At 67.7% G+C, this 13,954-nt stretch carries 16 protein-coding genes; 5 read left to right on the forward strand and 11 right to left on the reverse strand.

Going from position 1 to position 13,954, the window contains the following annotated elements:
• The first annotated feature begins 14 nt into the window (after window positions 1-14).
• Both murA and AC5P57_RS01260 read left to right on the forward strand, forming a co-directional pair.
• Window positions 15-1,286 (forward strand): UDP-N-acetylglucosamine 1-carboxyvinyltransferase, encoded by a 1,272-nt coding sequence (gene murA, locus AC5P57_RS01255; RefSeq protein ID WP_262236059.1) that lies wholly within the window; start codon window positions 15-17, stop codon window positions 1,284-1,286.
• Entirely contained in the window at window positions 1,283-1,609 is a 327-nt protein-coding gene (locus AC5P57_RS01260) for a hypothetical protein (RefSeq protein WP_049445831.1), read from the forward strand. The genes murA and AC5P57_RS01260 overlap by 4 nt, the downstream gene beginning before the upstream one ends.
• A gap of 113 nt (window positions 1,610-1,722) precedes the next feature.
• Here AC5P57_RS01260 and AC5P57_RS01265 read toward each other — a convergent pair whose 3' ends face one another.
• The 7 genes from AC5P57_RS01265 to purM form a co-directional block, all read right to left on the reverse strand.
• Complete coding sequence (locus tag AC5P57_RS01265; protein WP_099553098.1) at window positions 1,723-2,406, reverse strand: DUF3108 domain-containing protein; 684 nt, start codon at window positions 2,404-2,406, stop codon at window positions 1,723-1,725.
• Between the two features lie 2 nt (window positions 2,407-2,408).
• Entirely contained in the window at window positions 2,409-3,236 is an 828-nt protein-coding gene (locus AC5P57_RS01270) for a DUF3108 domain-containing protein (RefSeq protein ID WP_099553097.1), read from the reverse strand.
• 67 nt (window positions 3,237-3,303) lie between these two features.
• Window positions 3,304-3,963, reverse strand: coding sequence for a phosphoribosylglycinamide formyltransferase (gene purN, locus AC5P57_RS01275; RefSeq protein WP_262236060.1), 660 nt, complete (start codon window positions 3,961-3,963; stop codon window positions 3,304-3,306).
• Window positions 3,960-4,622 carry a DUF2238 domain-containing protein gene (locus AC5P57_RS01280; protein WP_495219416.1) on the reverse strand — a complete coding sequence of 221 codons (663 nt, stop codon included), beginning with the start codon at window positions 4,620-4,622 and terminating at the stop codon, window positions 3,960-3,962. The genes purN and AC5P57_RS01280 overlap by 4 nt, the downstream gene beginning before the upstream one ends.
• 41 nt (window positions 4,623-4,663) lie before the next feature.
• Entirely contained in the window at window positions 4,664-5,086 is a 423-nt protein-coding gene (locus AC5P57_RS01285) for a hypothetical protein (protein WP_099553094.1), read from the reverse strand.
• On the reverse strand, window positions 5,083-5,571 hold the full coding sequence (locus AC5P57_RS01290) for a hypothetical protein (protein WP_099553093.1): 489 nt from the start codon (window positions 5,569-5,571) through the stop codon (window positions 5,083-5,085). The genes AC5P57_RS01285 and AC5P57_RS01290 overlap by 4 nt, the downstream gene beginning before the upstream one ends.
• Before the next feature lie 21 nt (window positions 5,572-5,592).
• Window positions 5,593-6,651 (reverse strand): phosphoribosylformylglycinamidine cyclo-ligase, encoded by a 1,059-nt coding sequence (gene purM, locus AC5P57_RS01295; protein WP_262236062.1) that lies wholly within the window; start codon window positions 6,649-6,651, stop codon window positions 5,593-5,595.
• Window positions 6,652-6,750: 99 nt separating this feature from the next.
• Between purM and AC5P57_RS01300 the strand changes: the two genes are divergently transcribed.
• The 3 genes from AC5P57_RS01300 to hda are packed head-to-tail and all read left to right on the forward strand — an operon-like array spanning window position 6,751 to window position 9,763.
• Window positions 6,751-7,890, forward strand: coding sequence for a DUF2066 domain-containing protein (locus tag AC5P57_RS01300; RefSeq protein ID WP_495219417.1), 1,140 nt, complete (start codon window positions 6,751-6,753; stop codon window positions 7,888-7,890).
• On the forward strand, window positions 7,887-9,056 hold the full coding sequence (locus AC5P57_RS01305) for an AI-2E family transporter (RefSeq protein ID WP_099553090.1): 1,170 nt from the start codon (window positions 7,887-7,889) through the stop codon (window positions 9,054-9,056). The genes AC5P57_RS01300 and AC5P57_RS01305 overlap by 4 nt, the downstream gene beginning before the upstream one ends.
• The gene (gene hda / locus AC5P57_RS01310; protein ID WP_099553089.1) at window positions 9,056-9,763 is read left to right on the forward strand and encodes a DnaA regulatory inactivator Hda; all 708 of its coding nucleotides are present in this window, start codon (window positions 9,056-9,058) and stop codon (window positions 9,761-9,763) included. Before AC5P57_RS01305 ends, hda begins: the two co-directional genes overlap by 1 nt.
• A 486-nt stretch (window positions 9,764-10,249) precedes the next feature.
• Here the strand turns inward: hda and murU are convergent, their stop codons facing one another.
• From murU to AC5P57_RS01330, 4 genes are all read right to left on the reverse strand, one after another.
• Window positions 10,250-10,960, reverse strand: coding sequence for an N-acetylmuramate alpha-1-phosphate uridylyltransferase MurU (gene murU, locus AC5P57_RS01315; RefSeq protein ID WP_262236063.1), 711 nt, complete (start codon window positions 10,958-10,960; stop codon window positions 10,250-10,252).
• Complete coding sequence (locus tag AC5P57_RS01320) at window positions 10,957-11,982, reverse strand: aminoglycoside phosphotransferase family protein (RefSeq protein ID WP_099553087.1); 1,026 nt, start codon at window positions 11,980-11,982, stop codon at window positions 10,957-10,959. Before AC5P57_RS01320 ends, murU begins: the two co-directional genes overlap by 4 nt.
• Before the next feature lie 62 nt (window positions 11,983-12,044).
• On the reverse strand, window positions 12,045-12,314 hold the full coding sequence (locus tag AC5P57_RS01325) for a GlsB/YeaQ/YmgE family stress response membrane protein (RefSeq protein WP_005415577.1): 270 nt from the start codon (window positions 12,312-12,314) through the stop codon (window positions 12,045-12,047).
• Window positions 12,315-12,383: 69 nt separating this feature from the next.
• Window positions 12,384-13,877 carry a M20 family metallopeptidase gene (locus AC5P57_RS01330; RefSeq protein ID WP_099553086.1) on the reverse strand — a complete coding sequence of 498 codons (1,494 nt, stop codon included), beginning with the start codon at window positions 13,875-13,877 and terminating at the stop codon, window positions 12,384-12,386.
• Window positions 13,878-13,954 lie beyond the last annotated feature (77 nt).

Genomic DNA, 13,954 nt, shown 5'->3' on the forward strand with positions numbered 1-13,954 from the left:
AAGATCCCGAATACATGGCCAAGATCGTTGTGACCGGCGGCGCTGCGCTGCACGGTGAAGTGAGCATCTCCGGCGCCAAGAACGCCGTCCTCCCCATTCTCTGCGCGACCCTGCTGGCCGATGAACCGGTGGAGATCACCAACGTGCCGCACCTGCACGACGTGGTCACCACTGTGAAGCTGCTGGGCGAGCTGGGCGCCAAGGTCACCATCGACCAGGGCACGTTGTCGCGCGGCAGCGCGATCGTGGTCGACCCGCGCTCGGTGAACCAGCACGTGGCACCGTACGAGCTGGTCAAGACCATGCGCGCCTCGATCCTGGTGCTGGGCCCGCTGCTGGCCCGTTTCGGCGCGGCCGAAGTGTCGCTGCCGGGCGGCTGCGCGATCGGCTCGCGTCCGGTCGACCAGCACATCAAGGGCCTGCAGGCGCTGGGTGCCGAGATCGTGGTCGAGAACGGCTTCATCAAGGCCACCGCCAAGCGCCTGAAGGGTGGCCATTTCACCTTCGACATGGTCAGTGTCACCGGCACCGAGAACGTGCTGATGGGCGCGGTGCTGGCTGAAGGCACCACCATCCTCGACAACTGCGCGATGGAACCGGAAGTGACCGATCTGGCGCAATGCCTGATCGCGCTGGGCGCGAAGATCGAAGGCCTGGGCACTGCCCGGCTGGTCATCGAAGGCGTCGAGCGCCTGTCCGGTGGCCGCCATGAAGTGCTGCCCGACCGCATCGAGACCGGCACCTTCCTGGTGGCCGCGGCGATGACCGGTGGCAAGGTCACCGTCAACCGTGCGCGCCCGAACACCATGGACGCGGTGCTGTCCAAGCTGGTCGAGGCCGGTGCGAAGATCGAGACCACCGACGACAGCATCACCCTGGACATGCAGGGCAAGCGGCCGAAGGCGGTCAACCTGACCACCGCGCCGTACCCGGCATTCCCGACCGACATGCAGGCGCAGTTCATGGCACTCAACTGCGTGGCTGACGGCGTGGGCGTGATCAACGAAACCATCTTCGAGAACCGTTTCATGCACGTCAACGAACTGCTGCGCCTGGGGGCGGACATCCAGGTCGAAGGCCACACCGCCATCGTGCGTGGCAGCGAGCACCTGAGTGGCGCACCGGTGATGGCGACCGACCTGCGTGCGTCGGCCTCGCTGATCCTGGCCGGCCTGATGGCCAGCGGCGATACCACCATCGACCGCATCTACCACCTTGATCGTGGCTACGAGAACATCGAAGAGAAGCTGTCTTCGCTCGGCGCCACCATCCGGCGCGTGCCATGATCCTGCGCGGCAAGTTCAGCCCGCGCCGCAAGGCGCTGCTGGCCCTGGTGCTGATCGTGCTGGCGTGGCTGGGCTATGCCTGGTACGCCAACATCGCCATCACCCAGGGCATCGAGCAGAAGGACATGGACTGGAACGGCGACGGAACGGTTACGCGTGACGAGATCATCGAGTCGTTCTATGCGGTTGCGGTGAACGACAGCCAGGACGGCAACCGCCATTGCCGCACGTTTGTCTGGCGCAGCACCGGCGAGCAGATCCGCGTGGACTGCCGCACCGAGTTCAAGGCGGCCGAAGAGAAACCGGCCGAAGCGAAGAAATAAGAAAACGCCCGCGAAAGCGGGCGTTTTTTTGGGATACACGCATCCACGCATGGCGTGGATCTACTGGAACGTGAAGTAGATCCACGCCATGCGTGGATGACGTGGATCTCCAGTCAGTTCATCGCCTTGATGGTCAGGTCCAGCGCATCGCGGCCGCTCTCACGCTGCAGCATCCGCGCCGGCACCGGGAAGTCCGGTACGATCCAGGCGATCAGCTCCTTGTTGCCATCGGCACGCGATACCTTGGTGGCCTCGTAACTCTTGCCGGCCACGGTGATCGATTCCTTGCCGACCACGCGGTAGGTCATGTTCTTGATCCGGCCCTCGTCCACCATGCGGTAGGTCAGCGGCTTGCCGGCCGCCAGGTCACGGGCAATCGCCAGGTTGATCAGCAGCGCATCCATGTCACCGGCCTTCAGTGCGATCGGTCCGGCGCGGTCGGGCTTGATGTCGCCGCTCCAGGTGGCCTGGTTGCTGTTCCAGTTGTAGGTGGCCTGCACGTTGCGCTTCTTCACCAGCAGGGCCGAACGGTCCTGGCTGCTGAGCGGGCGCAGCTGGCCGCGCACTTCCTCGAACACGGTGCTCTGGCTGAGGTCGGCCAGCTGGTTCTTCACCTGCAGGCTGTAGCGCCACTTGTTGGCGCCTTCGCTGGACAGGGTCATGGTGCCGTTGGCCTGCATGCCCATGTAGCTGGCCAGGTAGTCGGCCTTGAACGGCTCCAGCGCCATTGCCGGCAGGCTGGCCACGGTCAGCGCGGCAGCGGCGATCCAGGTGAGGGGGCGGGTCAGGGTGCTCATGCTCAGACTCCTTGGTATTCGATCAGGCGCAGGTCGACGCGGTCTTCGCCGTCTTCGCGTTGCAGGATGCGCACCGGGGTGGGGACACCGTTGGCGATCCAGAGGATGGTTTCGTTGTTGCCGCCATTGGTCCGGTAGACCCGCAGCGCGTTGTAGGACAGGTCGCCGACCTCGACGTTCTCGGTCTGCGGCGCGGCCTGGTAGTCGTGCTGGCGGACCTTGCCCATGTCCACGTAGCGGTAATGCATGGCGGCGCCGGGGCGCGCGTCGCGCATGATCGCCAGGTTGATCAGCAGTGCGCTCTGGTCGCCCGGCTGCAGCGGGATCGGCTGCGCACGTTCCTTCTTGACGTCGCCGGTCCACTGCGCGGTACCGGCCTGCCAGTTGTAGGTGCCCACGGCCTTCTTGCCCAGGAACAGGCCCTTGCGCACCGTGCTCTGGCTGAGCGGTGCGTAGACGCCACTGCGCTCTTCGAACACCGTGCTCTGCTCGATGTTCAGGCCGAGCACGCTGGCAAAGCCGCGGCGGCCGACCACCTGCATGTCCACCCGCCACTGGGTGCCGCCGGTGTGGGTGACCTGCATGCTGGCATCACCCGCTTCCTTGCCCTTGTAGAAGGCCTGGTAGGTGGCGGTGAACGGCTGCAGCGGCGGCGGTTCCCAGGCCAATGCCGGCAGCAGCGGCACACTGGGCTCGTTCGGTGGCAGCGCAGCGGGTGCAGGTGGCGGTGCCGGTGAAGCCGCGGGCGGCTGCGCCTGGCCCCAGCCCACGCCGGGAAGCACGGCAAGCGACAACAGCAGTGAAGTGGACAGCAGCGTCGTGGTCTTCATGGAGGACAGGGACCGCAGGAGGGGGCAGGATGCCAGCCCCGCAGTCAGCGGGGCGTGTGCAAGGGCGTTACCGGTTCAGGTTTCCGGCGGAATCTAGGGCCAAGGGGCTAAACAGGGGGTGACCGTCCAGCCAGGGCTGACCCTCCCGTTCAGCCAGGCGGCCCTCGCACAGCAGCTGCAGCGTGGCGATCAGCAGCGGGTGCTCCACCGCCAGCACCCGCTCGGCCAGGCTGTGCGCGTCGTCGCCGGGCAGCACGGGAACCCGCACCTGCGCCAGCACGGCTCCGGCATCCAGCTCCGGCACCACCAGGTGCACGCTGGCACCGTGCTCGGCATCGCCGGCCTGCAGCGCCCGCGCGTGGGTGTCCAGGCCCTTGTGCAGCGGCAGCAGCGACGGGTGGATGTTGACCAGGCGGCCAGCGAAGCGCTGCACGAAGGCCGGACCAAGGATGCGCATGTAGCCTGCACAGACGATCCAGTCCGGCTGTACTGCTGCCAGCGCATCGCCCAGAGCCTGCTCGTAGGCGGCGCGGTCGCTGAAGGACTTCGGCGTGTGTGCCCAGCCCAGGCTGGAATCGACGCGTTGCAGTGCTTCTGCAGCGGGGCGGTCGGAGAACACGCCGATCACCTCGGCCGGCAGGCGGCCATTGCCGATCGCGTCGAGGATGGCCTGCAGGTTGCTGCCGCGGCCCGAAGCGAGCACGGCGATGCGGGTTGGGGCGGTCATTGCAGGGAACTCCGGCGGATCAATGGCCAGGTCAGCAGGCTGCCGATGGTCGCCATCAGCATGTCGGCATGCGCATCCCACATGTCACCCTGCTGGCCGTTGTAGGCCTCGGCGGCATCCGGCGACAGCGCCAGCGCGATGGCCCATTCGAACCATTCGTAGACCAGGCTGGCGCACATCACCGTCATTACCGCCAGGGCGAAGGCCTGGCCCAGGCGCAGCGCTGGCCACGCATGGCGCGCCAGCTGCAGCAGCGCGGGGGTGAAGCAGACGCCGAACAGGAAGTGGATGAGGCGGTCGAAGTGATTGCGCTGCCAGCCGAATGCCGCGTTGGGCGACCAGCCGGTCAGCGCCTGCGCCCAGGCGTCGTAGGGCACGTTCGAATACAGCCAGCGCGCCGCCACGCAGTGCAGGGCGATGAAACCGCAGATGGCGATGAAAGCGCCATTGCCCAGCCAGCCGCCGCGGCGGTCGACCCATAGCAGCGCGGCCAGCCCGATCACGGTCAGGGTACTGTGCAGGGCCTGTTCGGTAGGCCACAGCGGGTGGATCCAGCTGATCGCGAAGACCGCCAGCACGGCGGCGAAGGCCAGCTTCTTCAGGCCCGAAAAGCGGTAACGGGTGGGTGAGGCGGTTGTCGAGAGGGCAGGCGAGGACATGGAGAGTCGATCTGGGAAGGGCGGGTCGTCTGCCTGCGGGCTCAGACGCCGAGATGGTCGCCGCGGTCGAACAGCGCGGCCATGTCCGGCTTGGACAGGAACACCCAGGCATAGGCGGTCAACGCCATGCCCAGTGGGCCAGCCAGCACGCCCAGCCACGCCGCGCGCTGGCACCAGGCCAGGCCGGTGCGGCGTGACAGCAGGCGCGCGGTATGCAGCTGCACAACACCCAGCACGATGGCCAGCACGGCGATCGAGGCATAGACCGTGGTCAGCATCCAGGCATCGTCCAGGCCGCGTGAGTGGGCCACCCATCCACTGAGGCCAAGGAACGCCACTGCGGCGACCCAGTGGAAACCGGCCAGGGCGTAGAACAGCACTCCCAGTGTCTGCAGATGGCTGACCAGCTGCAGCTGCGCCAGGGTCTGCTGCGGCAACGGCGGCGGCATGTTGGAGGCGGTCATGCGGCCGTGGCGGGAGCGTCGAAGGCAGCCTTGACCTGCGGACGCAGCAGGGTGATCAGGCTGAACACACCCAGCACCGTGCCGACCGGCGTGAACAGGCAGGCCAGGCCAGCCGCGATCAGGCACAGCAGATGGCGGCGACGGCGGGCCAGGCAACGACCCGCATAGGCCACGAACCCGCCCAGCGCGATGCCACCGAACACAACGACGCAGCCGAGAACAGTGAACACCCAGCCCATCAGGCGCTGTTCCTCCGGCGAGGAGGGCTCGCCGCCAGACTTCATCGGCAGGCTGCCGGTCAACGCAGCGATGCCGATCACGATGTGCAGGATGAAGATCAGCGAGAACAGCACGATCAGGCCACCGACCACGAAGTGTGCGATGGCCAGCATGCGCAGGTGGTCGGCATCCTGCGCGCTGAACGGCGGTACCGTCGCCAGCGGCGGCGGTACGGGGGCGGGCGACAAGGGGGGCGTTGCGTCCATGCGGGCTCCTGGTTGCCGGGCTCAGCCGATGTGGACGCGCTCGGCGCCTTCGGCGGTGACCACATGGCCGATGGTCCAGTGCTCCAGGCCCTGCGCCTTGACCGCCTCGGACACGGCGGCCACCTGCTCCGCTGCGACGATCAGCACGAAGCCGATGCCGCAGTTGAAGGTGCGCCACATCTCGCTGTCGGCCACCGCGCCTTCCTTCTGCAGCCACTGGAACACCGGCGGCAGGGTCCAGGACGACGCCTGGATGTCCAGGCCGAGGCCGTCGGGCACCACGCGGATGATGTTCTCGGTCAGGCCGCCACCGGTGATGTGGGCCATGCCATGGATGGCCTCGCCGTGCGACTTCAGCAGCGACAGGATCGGCTTGACGTACAGGCGGGTCGGTGCCATCAGGGCATCGACCAGCTTCACGCCGCCTTCCAGCTCCAGATCGGCCGGGCGGCCGGCGCGGTCGTAGATGCGGCGCACCAGCGAGTAGCCGTTGGAGTGCGGGCCGGAGGAGGCGATGCCGATCAGCACGTCGCCGGCGGCCACGCTGGCGCCGTCCTTCAGCTCGCTCTTCTCGACTGCGGCGACGGTGAAGCCAGCCAGGTCGTACTCGCCCGGGGCATACATGTCGGGCATTTCAGCGGTTTCGCCGCCGATCAGGGCGCAGCCGGCCTCGGTGCAGCCGTTGGCGATGCCGCCCACGACCGCTGCGGCGGTATCGATGTCCAGCTTGCCGGTGGCGAAGTAGTCCAGGAAGAACAGCGGCTCGGCACCCTGCACCAGCACGTCGTTCACGCACATGGCGACCAGGTCGATGCCGATCGTATCGTGGCGGTTCAGCTGGTGGGCCAGCTTCAGCTTGGTGCCCACGCCGTCGGTACCGGACACCAGCACCGGCTCGCGGTACTTGTTGGACAGGTCGAACAGGGCGCCGAAGCCGCCCAGGCCGCCCATCACTTCCGGGCGGAAGCTGCGCTTGACCAGGGGCTTGATCCGCTCGACCAGCTCATTGCCGGCGTCGATGTCGACACCCGCGTCACGATAGGTGAGGGGGGAGGGGGCGGAAGACGGGGTGTTGGTCACGGGCGTCGGCGCTGGCAGGGGTTGAACGGGCGATTTTAACAGGCCGCATTGGCGCAAAGGCCGTATTCGGGCAACAATTCCCCCGGATACGTCGAGCCAATGGATGTCCTGATGCGCCGCAGCCTGATTCTGACCCTGCTCCTTGCGCTGAGCCTGCCGGTGGCCACGATGGCCCAGAGCGGCCTTCGCACCGAGGGTGATGTCGCCACCGCCAGTGGCGCGTACGAGGCCGAAGTGCCCGTCAACAGCCAAGCCGAGGCCGATCGCAACGGCGCCCTGGCCCGCGCCCTGAGCGTGGTACTGGGCAAGCTGTCCGGCGACCGCAGCGTGATGTCCCGCCCCGGCGTGGTGCAGGCGCTGCGCAACGCCAAGGACTACGTGGCCAGCTACGACTACAAGCAGGACCAGAGCGTGAGCGCCAACGGTGCCCCCAGCTTCCGTACTCTGCTGGTGGCCCGCTTCCGCGAGGACGACGTTGATTCGCTGGTGTCGGCGCTGGGCCTGCCACTGTGGCCGCAGCCGCGACCGAAGCCGGTGCTGTGGCTGGCCGTCGACGATGGCAGCGGCCCGCGCCTGGTCAGCGTGCAGCAGGCCAACGCCGCCCGCCCGCTGCTGAACCGCGCCATCGAGCGTGGCTACAAGCTGGGCCTGCCCAGTGGTGGTGCCGCCGAACAGGCGCTGGCGGGTGCGATCTGGCGCCAGGACAGTGCCGCCGTGGCCCGTGCCTCCTCGCGCTACTCGCCGCCGATGCAGCTGATCGGCAAGCTGTACCGCGCCAATGGCGGCTGGCAGGCGGACTGGGTGTTCGTCGACAACGGCCGTGAACTGAACAAGTGGACCAGCAAGGACGCCAACGCCATGCGCGCGATGGCCGCCGGTGCCGACGGCGCCGCCGATGCGCTGGTCAAGCGCTATGCCAAGGCGGGCGCTGCCGTCGGCCAGGCCGGGACCTACCGTGTGGTGGTCACCGGCATCAACAGTGCCGACGACTACCTGCGCCTGCCTGCCGGCCTGCGCGAAGTGCCGGTGGTACGCAGCGTCACCCCGCTGCACGCCTCGGCAAGCCAGCTGGAACTGAGCCTGGAGATGACCACCGGCCTGGCCGGCTTCAACCGCATGCTGGGCGACAACGGCGTGCTGGTGCCAAGCGCGCCGCTGCCGGCCCTGCCCACGCCGATCGATGACACCACCGGTACCCCGGTGGCCGCCCCGGTCAGCAACGAGTACCGCCTGCGATGACCCTGACCCCTGAAGCGGAAATCGCGCAGTTCCTGCGCCGCCTGAAGTACATCCTGTTCGCCGGCCTGATCGGCTGGGTGGTGTGGCTGCTGGCGCCGATCCTGACCCCGTTCGTGCTGGCGCTGGCGCTGGCCTGGCTGGGTGACCCGCTGGTGGATCGCATCGAGGCCACCGGCCGCTCGCGCATGACCGGCGTGGTGCTGGTGTTCGCGGCGATGGTACTGGTGATCGTGGCGCTGCTGCTGGTGCTGGTGCCGATGATCGAGCGCCAGATCACCACCCTGATCGCGGTCGCGCCGCAGGCACAGGCGTGGCTGATGGAGAAGGGGATTCCCTGGTTCGAGCAGAAGACCGGCCTGGAAGTGATGCAGTGGATGGATCCGGACCGTCTGATCGAATGGGTGCGCAGCCACTGGCAGCAGGCCGGCGGCTTTGCCACCACGTTCATGGGCTACGTCTCGCGCTCGGGTTTTGCGATGGTGACCTGGGTGGTCAACATCCTGCTGCTGCCGATCCTGGCGTTCTACTTCCTGCGTGACTGGGACAAGCTGGTCGAGCGGGTGGCGTCGGTGATTCCGCGCAACCAGATCGGCACCATCAGCGCGCTGGCGCGTGAATCCAACGAGGTGCTGGGCGCGTTCATCCGCGGCCAGTTCCTGGTGATGCTGGCGCTGGGCGTGATCTATGCCGGCGGCCTGTCGCTGGTCGGCCTCAAGCTGGGCCTGCTGATCGGACTGATTGCCGGCCTGATCAGCTTCATTCCCTACCTGGGCGCGACCACCGGCATCCTGATGGCGGTGGTGGCCGCGCTGGTGCAGGCGCAGGGCTTCGACCTGAAGCTGCTGATCCTGGTGGGCGTGGTGTTCACCGTGGGCCAGCTGCTGGAGAGCTATGTGCTGACCCCGCGCATCGTCGGCGACAAGATCGGCCTGCACCCGGTGGCGGTGATCTTCGCGGTGATGGCCGGTGGCCAGCTGTTCGGCTTCCTCGGCATGCTGCTGGCGCTGCCGGTGGCCGCAGTGACCAACGTGCTGCTGCGCTACGCGCACCAGCGTTATCGCCAGAGCGAGCTGTACGTGGGTGAGAAGCCGGCGATCGTGCTTGATGGCGTGGTCGATGCCCCCCATATCATCATTCCGAACGACAAGGGCCCCGACCTGAAGTGATGGGTGTGCCGCAACTGCCGCTGGCCCTGCATTACCCGCGGGACCAGCGCCTGGAGACCTTCATCGGCGCGCCGGATGGCGCGCTGGCGCAGCTGCGCGCGATCGCGGTGGGTGCCAGCCACGATTGGGTCTATCTGGAAGGTGCGGCGGGCACGGGCAAGACCCACCAGGCGCTGGCGATGTGCTCCAGCGCCGAGCAGGCCGGGCGGCTGCCGACCTATGTGCCGCTGGCCAGTGCGGCCGGCCGCGTGCGTGCGGCGCTGGATGGGCTGGAGGCGCGCGAACTGGTGGCGCTGGACGGCCTGGACGAGGTGGCCGGCAACCGCGAGGACGAGATCGCGCTGTTCGATTTCCACAACCGCGCGCGCGCGGCGGGCGTGACCGTGCTGTACACGGCGCAGAAGGCGCCGGAAGCGCTGGGCCTGGTGCTGCCGGACCTGCGTTCGCGGCTGGGCCAGTGCGTGCGCGTGCTGCTGCAGCCGCTGGATGAGGAAGGGCGAGCAGCGGTGCTGCGTGAGCGTGCGCTGCGCCGTGGGCTGGCGATCGACGAGGCGTCCATCGAGTGGCTGCTGTCGCACACCGGTCGCGAGCTGGGTGGGTTGATCACGCTGCTGGACTGGCTGGACCGCGAGTCGCTGGCGGCGAAGCGGCGGATCACCGTGCCGTTCCTGCGCCAGGTGCTGGAAGAAGGCCGGCCGCGTTACTGAGGGATGTTGTTCGGCAGGGCTGCGCCCTGCACCCGCAGAAGCCGAAGCAACGTCAACGTCAAAAGCGGGCTATCCGTGGGATGGCGGGGCGCTGTGGGTTTGCGGGGACGCCGTGAACCCGTCCATGGGGGCTTGGTCGCCGCATCCATGCGGCTCACACCCCGCAAACCCACAGCGCCCCGCCTTCGACAGGTTCCCGCGATCTGCCGGGACTGCGTACTGCACTGCTGACTACTGTTGGTGGGTGTCGACCTTGGTCGACACCAGAGCAAGCGCAGCGAAGCAACCCGCTTTTGCTTTTCTTTCTTTCTTCCGTGGCTGGACGCCCACGGAAACTGTCAGAGGCCGGGCGGGTGGGCCATGCAGGGGCGTTGGCGCCATGGATGGCGCCATCGAGCTTACAGGGACGTACTTGCAGCGTCCCCTGCATGGCCCACCCGCCCGGCCAAGCACGCGATCCGCTCTACGCTTCCAGCCACGAGGGGCTCAGCCGTTCGCCGCCAACTCAGCATCCAGCGCACGCAGGCGATCCACGGTGCCGACATCGGTCCAGCGCCCACGATGGTGCTGCCCCGTCATCAACCCCTGCGCCATGAAATGCTTCTGCAGCGGCACCACCGAGAACTTCGGCGGCATCCGCTCGCTGCCCGGTGCCTCGCCGATCACTGCGCGCCAGTCGGCCACGATCGAAGGACGGTACACGCCGATGCCGGCGTAGGTCAGGCAGGGCCCCTCGCGGTCGTGGTGCAGCATCCCCTGCGCGTCCAGCCGGTAGTCACCGTCCGGGTGCTGCGTGGGATTGTCGACCAGCACCAGGTGCGCCTGGCCCTGCGGCTCGCGCGGCAGCGTGGCGAAATCGAAGTCAGTCCAGATGTCGCCGTTCACGACCAGGAACGGGGCGTCGTCCAGCACCGGCAACGCGTTGAGGATGCCGCCGCCGGTTTCCAGCGGGGTCTGCCCTTCGTACATGAAATGCAGGCGCAGGCCCCATTGGCTGCCATCGCCCAGCGTCGCCGGGAACTGCTCGGCCAGCCATGCGGTGTTGACCACCACCTCGCGCACGCCGAGTGCGGCCAGGCGTTCCAGGTGCCACACGATCAGCGGCTTGCCAGCTACTTCCAGCAGCGGCTTGGGCGTGTGCAGGGTCAGCGGGCGCATGCGCTCGCCGAGGCCGGCGGCAAAGACCAGCGCCTTCATCGGGCCACGCGCATCGGTGCGGCCAGGTCGGCCAGCGCCGGCTTGATGCGGTGCTCCAGCAGCTGCTGCAGTGGTGCCAGTTCGCGGTAGCGTGGCAGCACTTCATCCAGATAGGTGATGAAGCGCGGTGCGTCGTCCAGGTAATGGCCCTTGTTGTCGCGGTAACGCAGGCGGCAGAACAGGCCGAGTATCTTCACGTGGCGCTGGATGCCCATCCAGTCGGCATCGCGCAGGAAGGTGGCGCGGTCGGGCACCGGCAGGCCGGCCTCGCGCGCACGCTCGTGGTACTGCGCCAGCCATTCGTCCACACGCTGCAGCGGCCAGCTCAGGAAGGCGTCCTTGAACAGGCTTACCGCGTCGTAGGCGATCGGGCCGCGCACCAGGTCCTGGAAATCCAGTACCGCCGGGCCGTCGTCGACTGGCATCAGGTTGCGCGGCATGTAGTCGCGGTGGGTCATCAGCTGGGCCTGGCCCAGCGCGTTGTCCATCAGGCGGCGATGCACCAGCTGCAGGCCTTCGATCTCGCCGCAGTCCAGCTCCAGGTTCAGGTGCCGCTGCAGGAACCATTCGTCGAACAGGCCGGCATCACGCTGCAGCAGCGCTTCGCCGAACTGGCCGAAGTCGGCCGGCACCGGAATCGCCTGCAGGCGCAGCAGTTGTTCGATCGAGCGGCCGAACCATTCATCGGCGTTGCGCTCATCGAGGATCTTCGCCAGGGTCGGGCCACCGAGATCTTCCAGCAGCAGGAAGCCGGCCTCCAGGTCCTGCGCGAGCAGCATGGGCACGCGCAGACCGTTGTCGTGCAGCAGGCCGCGCATGCGCAGCCACGGCCGCGGATCTTCCAGCCCCGGCGGGGCGTCCATCACGATGTGGCTGCCGCGCGTGCTGGTGGTGCGCCAGTAGCTGCGCATGCCGGCATCGACCGAAGCGCGCTCGACCACCGCGTTGGCATCATCGAGCTGGGTACGGGCCCACCGCAGGCGCTGCGCGCTGCGCTGGGGATCGGAGGCGGGTTCGGTCATGCAGGCATATCCGGGCGCGCCGGGCGCGCCAACGTCGGGAACAGGAAAGGAAGGGGACGGGGTCAGCGGCGGCCGCTGAACAGGCGCAGGACGGCCAGCACGGCCACCGCGCCCACCACCGCACCGAGGAAACCGGCCGGTTCACCGGGGGCGTACCAGCCCATGTACTGGCCGAACCAGCCGGCCAGCAGCGCGCCAAGGATGCCCAGCACGATGGTCAGCAGGCAGCCCATGCGGTTGTTGCCGGGCATGAAGAAGCGCCCGAGCAGGCCAACGAAGAAGCCCACCAGCAGGATGTACAGCCAGCTGCTGCTGCCGAACAGACCATTCATGCGCGCGGATTCCGCTTGAGTGTGGACGCAGCCTAGCAAGGCCAGGCTGCGTCCGTCACGGGTGCCGGATCAGCAGCAGCCGTGGTCGCCGTGGCGGGTGCCGCTGTCGGCGGCCACCGGCGAGCCGCTGGTCTCGCCGCGCAGGCTGGCGGCGTAGTGCTCGCTGATCACCTTGGATACGCAGGCGGTGACCTTCTTGCCCATCGGAATGTGCAGGAACTCGTTCGGGCCATGCGCGTTGGAGTGCGGGCCGAGCACGCCGGTGATCATGAACTGCGCACCCGGGAACTTCTCGCCCAGCATGCCCATGAACGGGATCGAGCCGCCTTCGCCCATGTACATCGCCGGCTTGCCGAAGAAGGCCTGGCTGGCGTCGTCGATGGCCTGGGTCAGCCACGGCGCCATGGCCGGGGCGTTCCAGCCGGTGGACGCCTTTTCAAGGTCCAGGGTGACCTGCGCGCCGTTCGGCGGGTCGCGCAGCAGCGCTTCCTTCAGCAGTTCGCCGCAGGTCTTGCCATCGGCGGTTGGCGGCAGGCGCAGCGACAGCTTCACCGAGGTCTGCGGGCGCAGCACGTTGCCGGCCGATTCCAGCGGCGGCATGCCGCCGACGCCGGTGACCGACAGCGCCGGGCGCCAGGTGCGGTTGAGCACCAGCTCGGTCAGGTCCTCGTTCATCGGGCGCAGGCCGTCGACCATCGGGAACTTCTCGAAGATCTCGGTATCGACCACTTCGGCGGCGCGCTTGGCCTGTTCCTGGCGCTCGGCCGGGATCTCGACGTTCATGCCGTCGATCAGGATGCGGCCGGTGTCCTGGTCCTCGATGCGCGAAAGGATCTGGCGCAGCAGGCGGAAGCTGGACGGGATCACGCCGGAGGCATCGCCGGAATGCACGCCTTCGTTGAGCACCTTCACGGTGAAATTGCCGCCGGTCAGGCCGCGCAGCGAGGTGGTGCACCACAGCTGGTCGTAGTTGGCGCAGCCCGAATCCAGGCAGACTACCAGCGATGGCTTGCCGATACGGTCGGCCAGGTGGTCGACGTAGGCCGGCAGGTCGTAGCTGCCCGATTCTTCACAGGCTTCGATCAGCACCACGCAGCGCGCGTGCGGCAGGCCCTGGGCCTGCAGCGCCAGCACGGCGGCCAGCGAGCCGAAGATGGCGTAGCCGTCGTCCGCACCGCCGCGGCCATACAGCTTGTCGCCGCGCAGGACCGGGGTCCACGGGCCGAGGTCGTCGTCCCAACCGGTCATTTCCGGCTGCTTGTCCAGGTGGCCGTAGAGCAGGATGGTGTCGTCGCCGGTTTCGGCGCCGGTAGCCGGAATTTCCAGGAAGATCAGCGGGGTACGACCTTCCAGGCGCACCACTTCAACCTTCAGGCCGGGCAGCTGCTGGGCCTTGGCCCAGTTCTCCATCAAGGTGACCGCCTGTTCCATGTAGCCGTTCTGCACCCAATTGGCGTCGAACATCGGCGACTTGTTGGGAATGCGGATGTAGTCGACCAACTGCGGGACGATCTCGCTGTCCCACTTGTCATTGACGAATTGGCCGAGCTTGGCGCTGTCCATCTGAAACTCCGGTTGCATGGGCTGTGATCGCGCCATTCTACGCCTGTGCTGGGGTAGGGTTTTTCCTACATCACGTC

It is taken from the genome of Stenotrophomonas sp. YJH_SMC_79 (assembly GCF_059367995.1).

Bases quoted from the DNA above. Each gene is read 5' to 3' on its own strand.
- murA (WP_262236059.1), top strand. From the start codon at position 15: ATGGCCAAGATCGTTGTGACCGGCGGCGCTGCGCTGCACGGTGAAGTG.
- AC5P57_RS01260 (WP_049445831.1), top strand. From the start codon at position 1,283: ATGATCCTGCGCGGCAAGTTCAGCCCGCGCCGCAAGGCGCTGCTGGCC.
- AC5P57_RS01265 (WP_099553098.1), bottom strand. From the start codon at position 2,406: ATGAGCACCCTGACCCGCCCCCTCACCTGGATCGCCGCTGCCGCGCTG.
- AC5P57_RS01270 (WP_099553097.1), bottom strand. From the start codon at position 3,236: ATGAAGACCACGACGCTGCTGTCCACTTCACTGCTGTTGTCGCTTGCC.
- purN (WP_262236060.1), bottom strand. From the start codon at position 3,963: ATGACCGCCCCAACCCGCATCGCCGTGCTCGCTTCGGGCCGCGGCAGC.
- AC5P57_RS01280 (WP_495219416.1), bottom strand. From the start codon at position 4,622: ATGTCCTCGCCTGCCCTCTCGACAACCGCCTCACCCACCCGTTACCGC.
- AC5P57_RS01285 (WP_099553094.1), bottom strand. From the start codon at position 5,086: ATGACCGCCTCCAACATGCCGCCGCCGTTGCCGCAGCAGACCCTGGCG.
- AC5P57_RS01290 (WP_099553093.1), bottom strand. From the start codon at position 5,571: ATGGACGCAACGCCCCCCTTGTCGCCCGCCCCCGTACCGCCGCCGCTG.
- AC5P57_RS01300 (WP_495219417.1), top strand. From the start codon at position 6,751: ATGGATGTCCTGATGCGCCGCAGCCTGATTCTGACCCTGCTCCTTGCG.
- AC5P57_RS01305 (WP_099553090.1), top strand. From the start codon at position 7,887: ATGACCCTGACCCCTGAAGCGGAAATCGCGCAGTTCCTGCGCCGCCTG.
- hda (WP_099553089.1), top strand. From the start codon at position 9,056: ATGGGTGTGCCGCAACTGCCGCTGGCCCTGCATTACCCGCGGGACCAG.
- murU (WP_262236063.1), bottom strand. From the start codon at position 10,960: ATGAAGGCGCTGGTCTTTGCCGCCGGCCTCGGCGAGCGCATGCGCCCG.
- AC5P57_RS01320 (WP_099553087.1), bottom strand. From the start codon at position 11,982: ATGACCGAACCCGCCTCCGATCCCCAGCGCAGCGCGCAGCGCCTGCGG.
- AC5P57_RS01325 (WP_005415577.1), bottom strand. From the start codon at position 12,314: ATGAATGGTCTGTTCGGCAGCAGCAGCTGGCTGTACATCCTGCTGGTG.
- AC5P57_RS01330 (WP_099553086.1), bottom strand. From the start codon at position 13,877: ATGGACAGCGCCAAGCTCGGCCAATTCGTCAATGACAAGTGGGACAGC.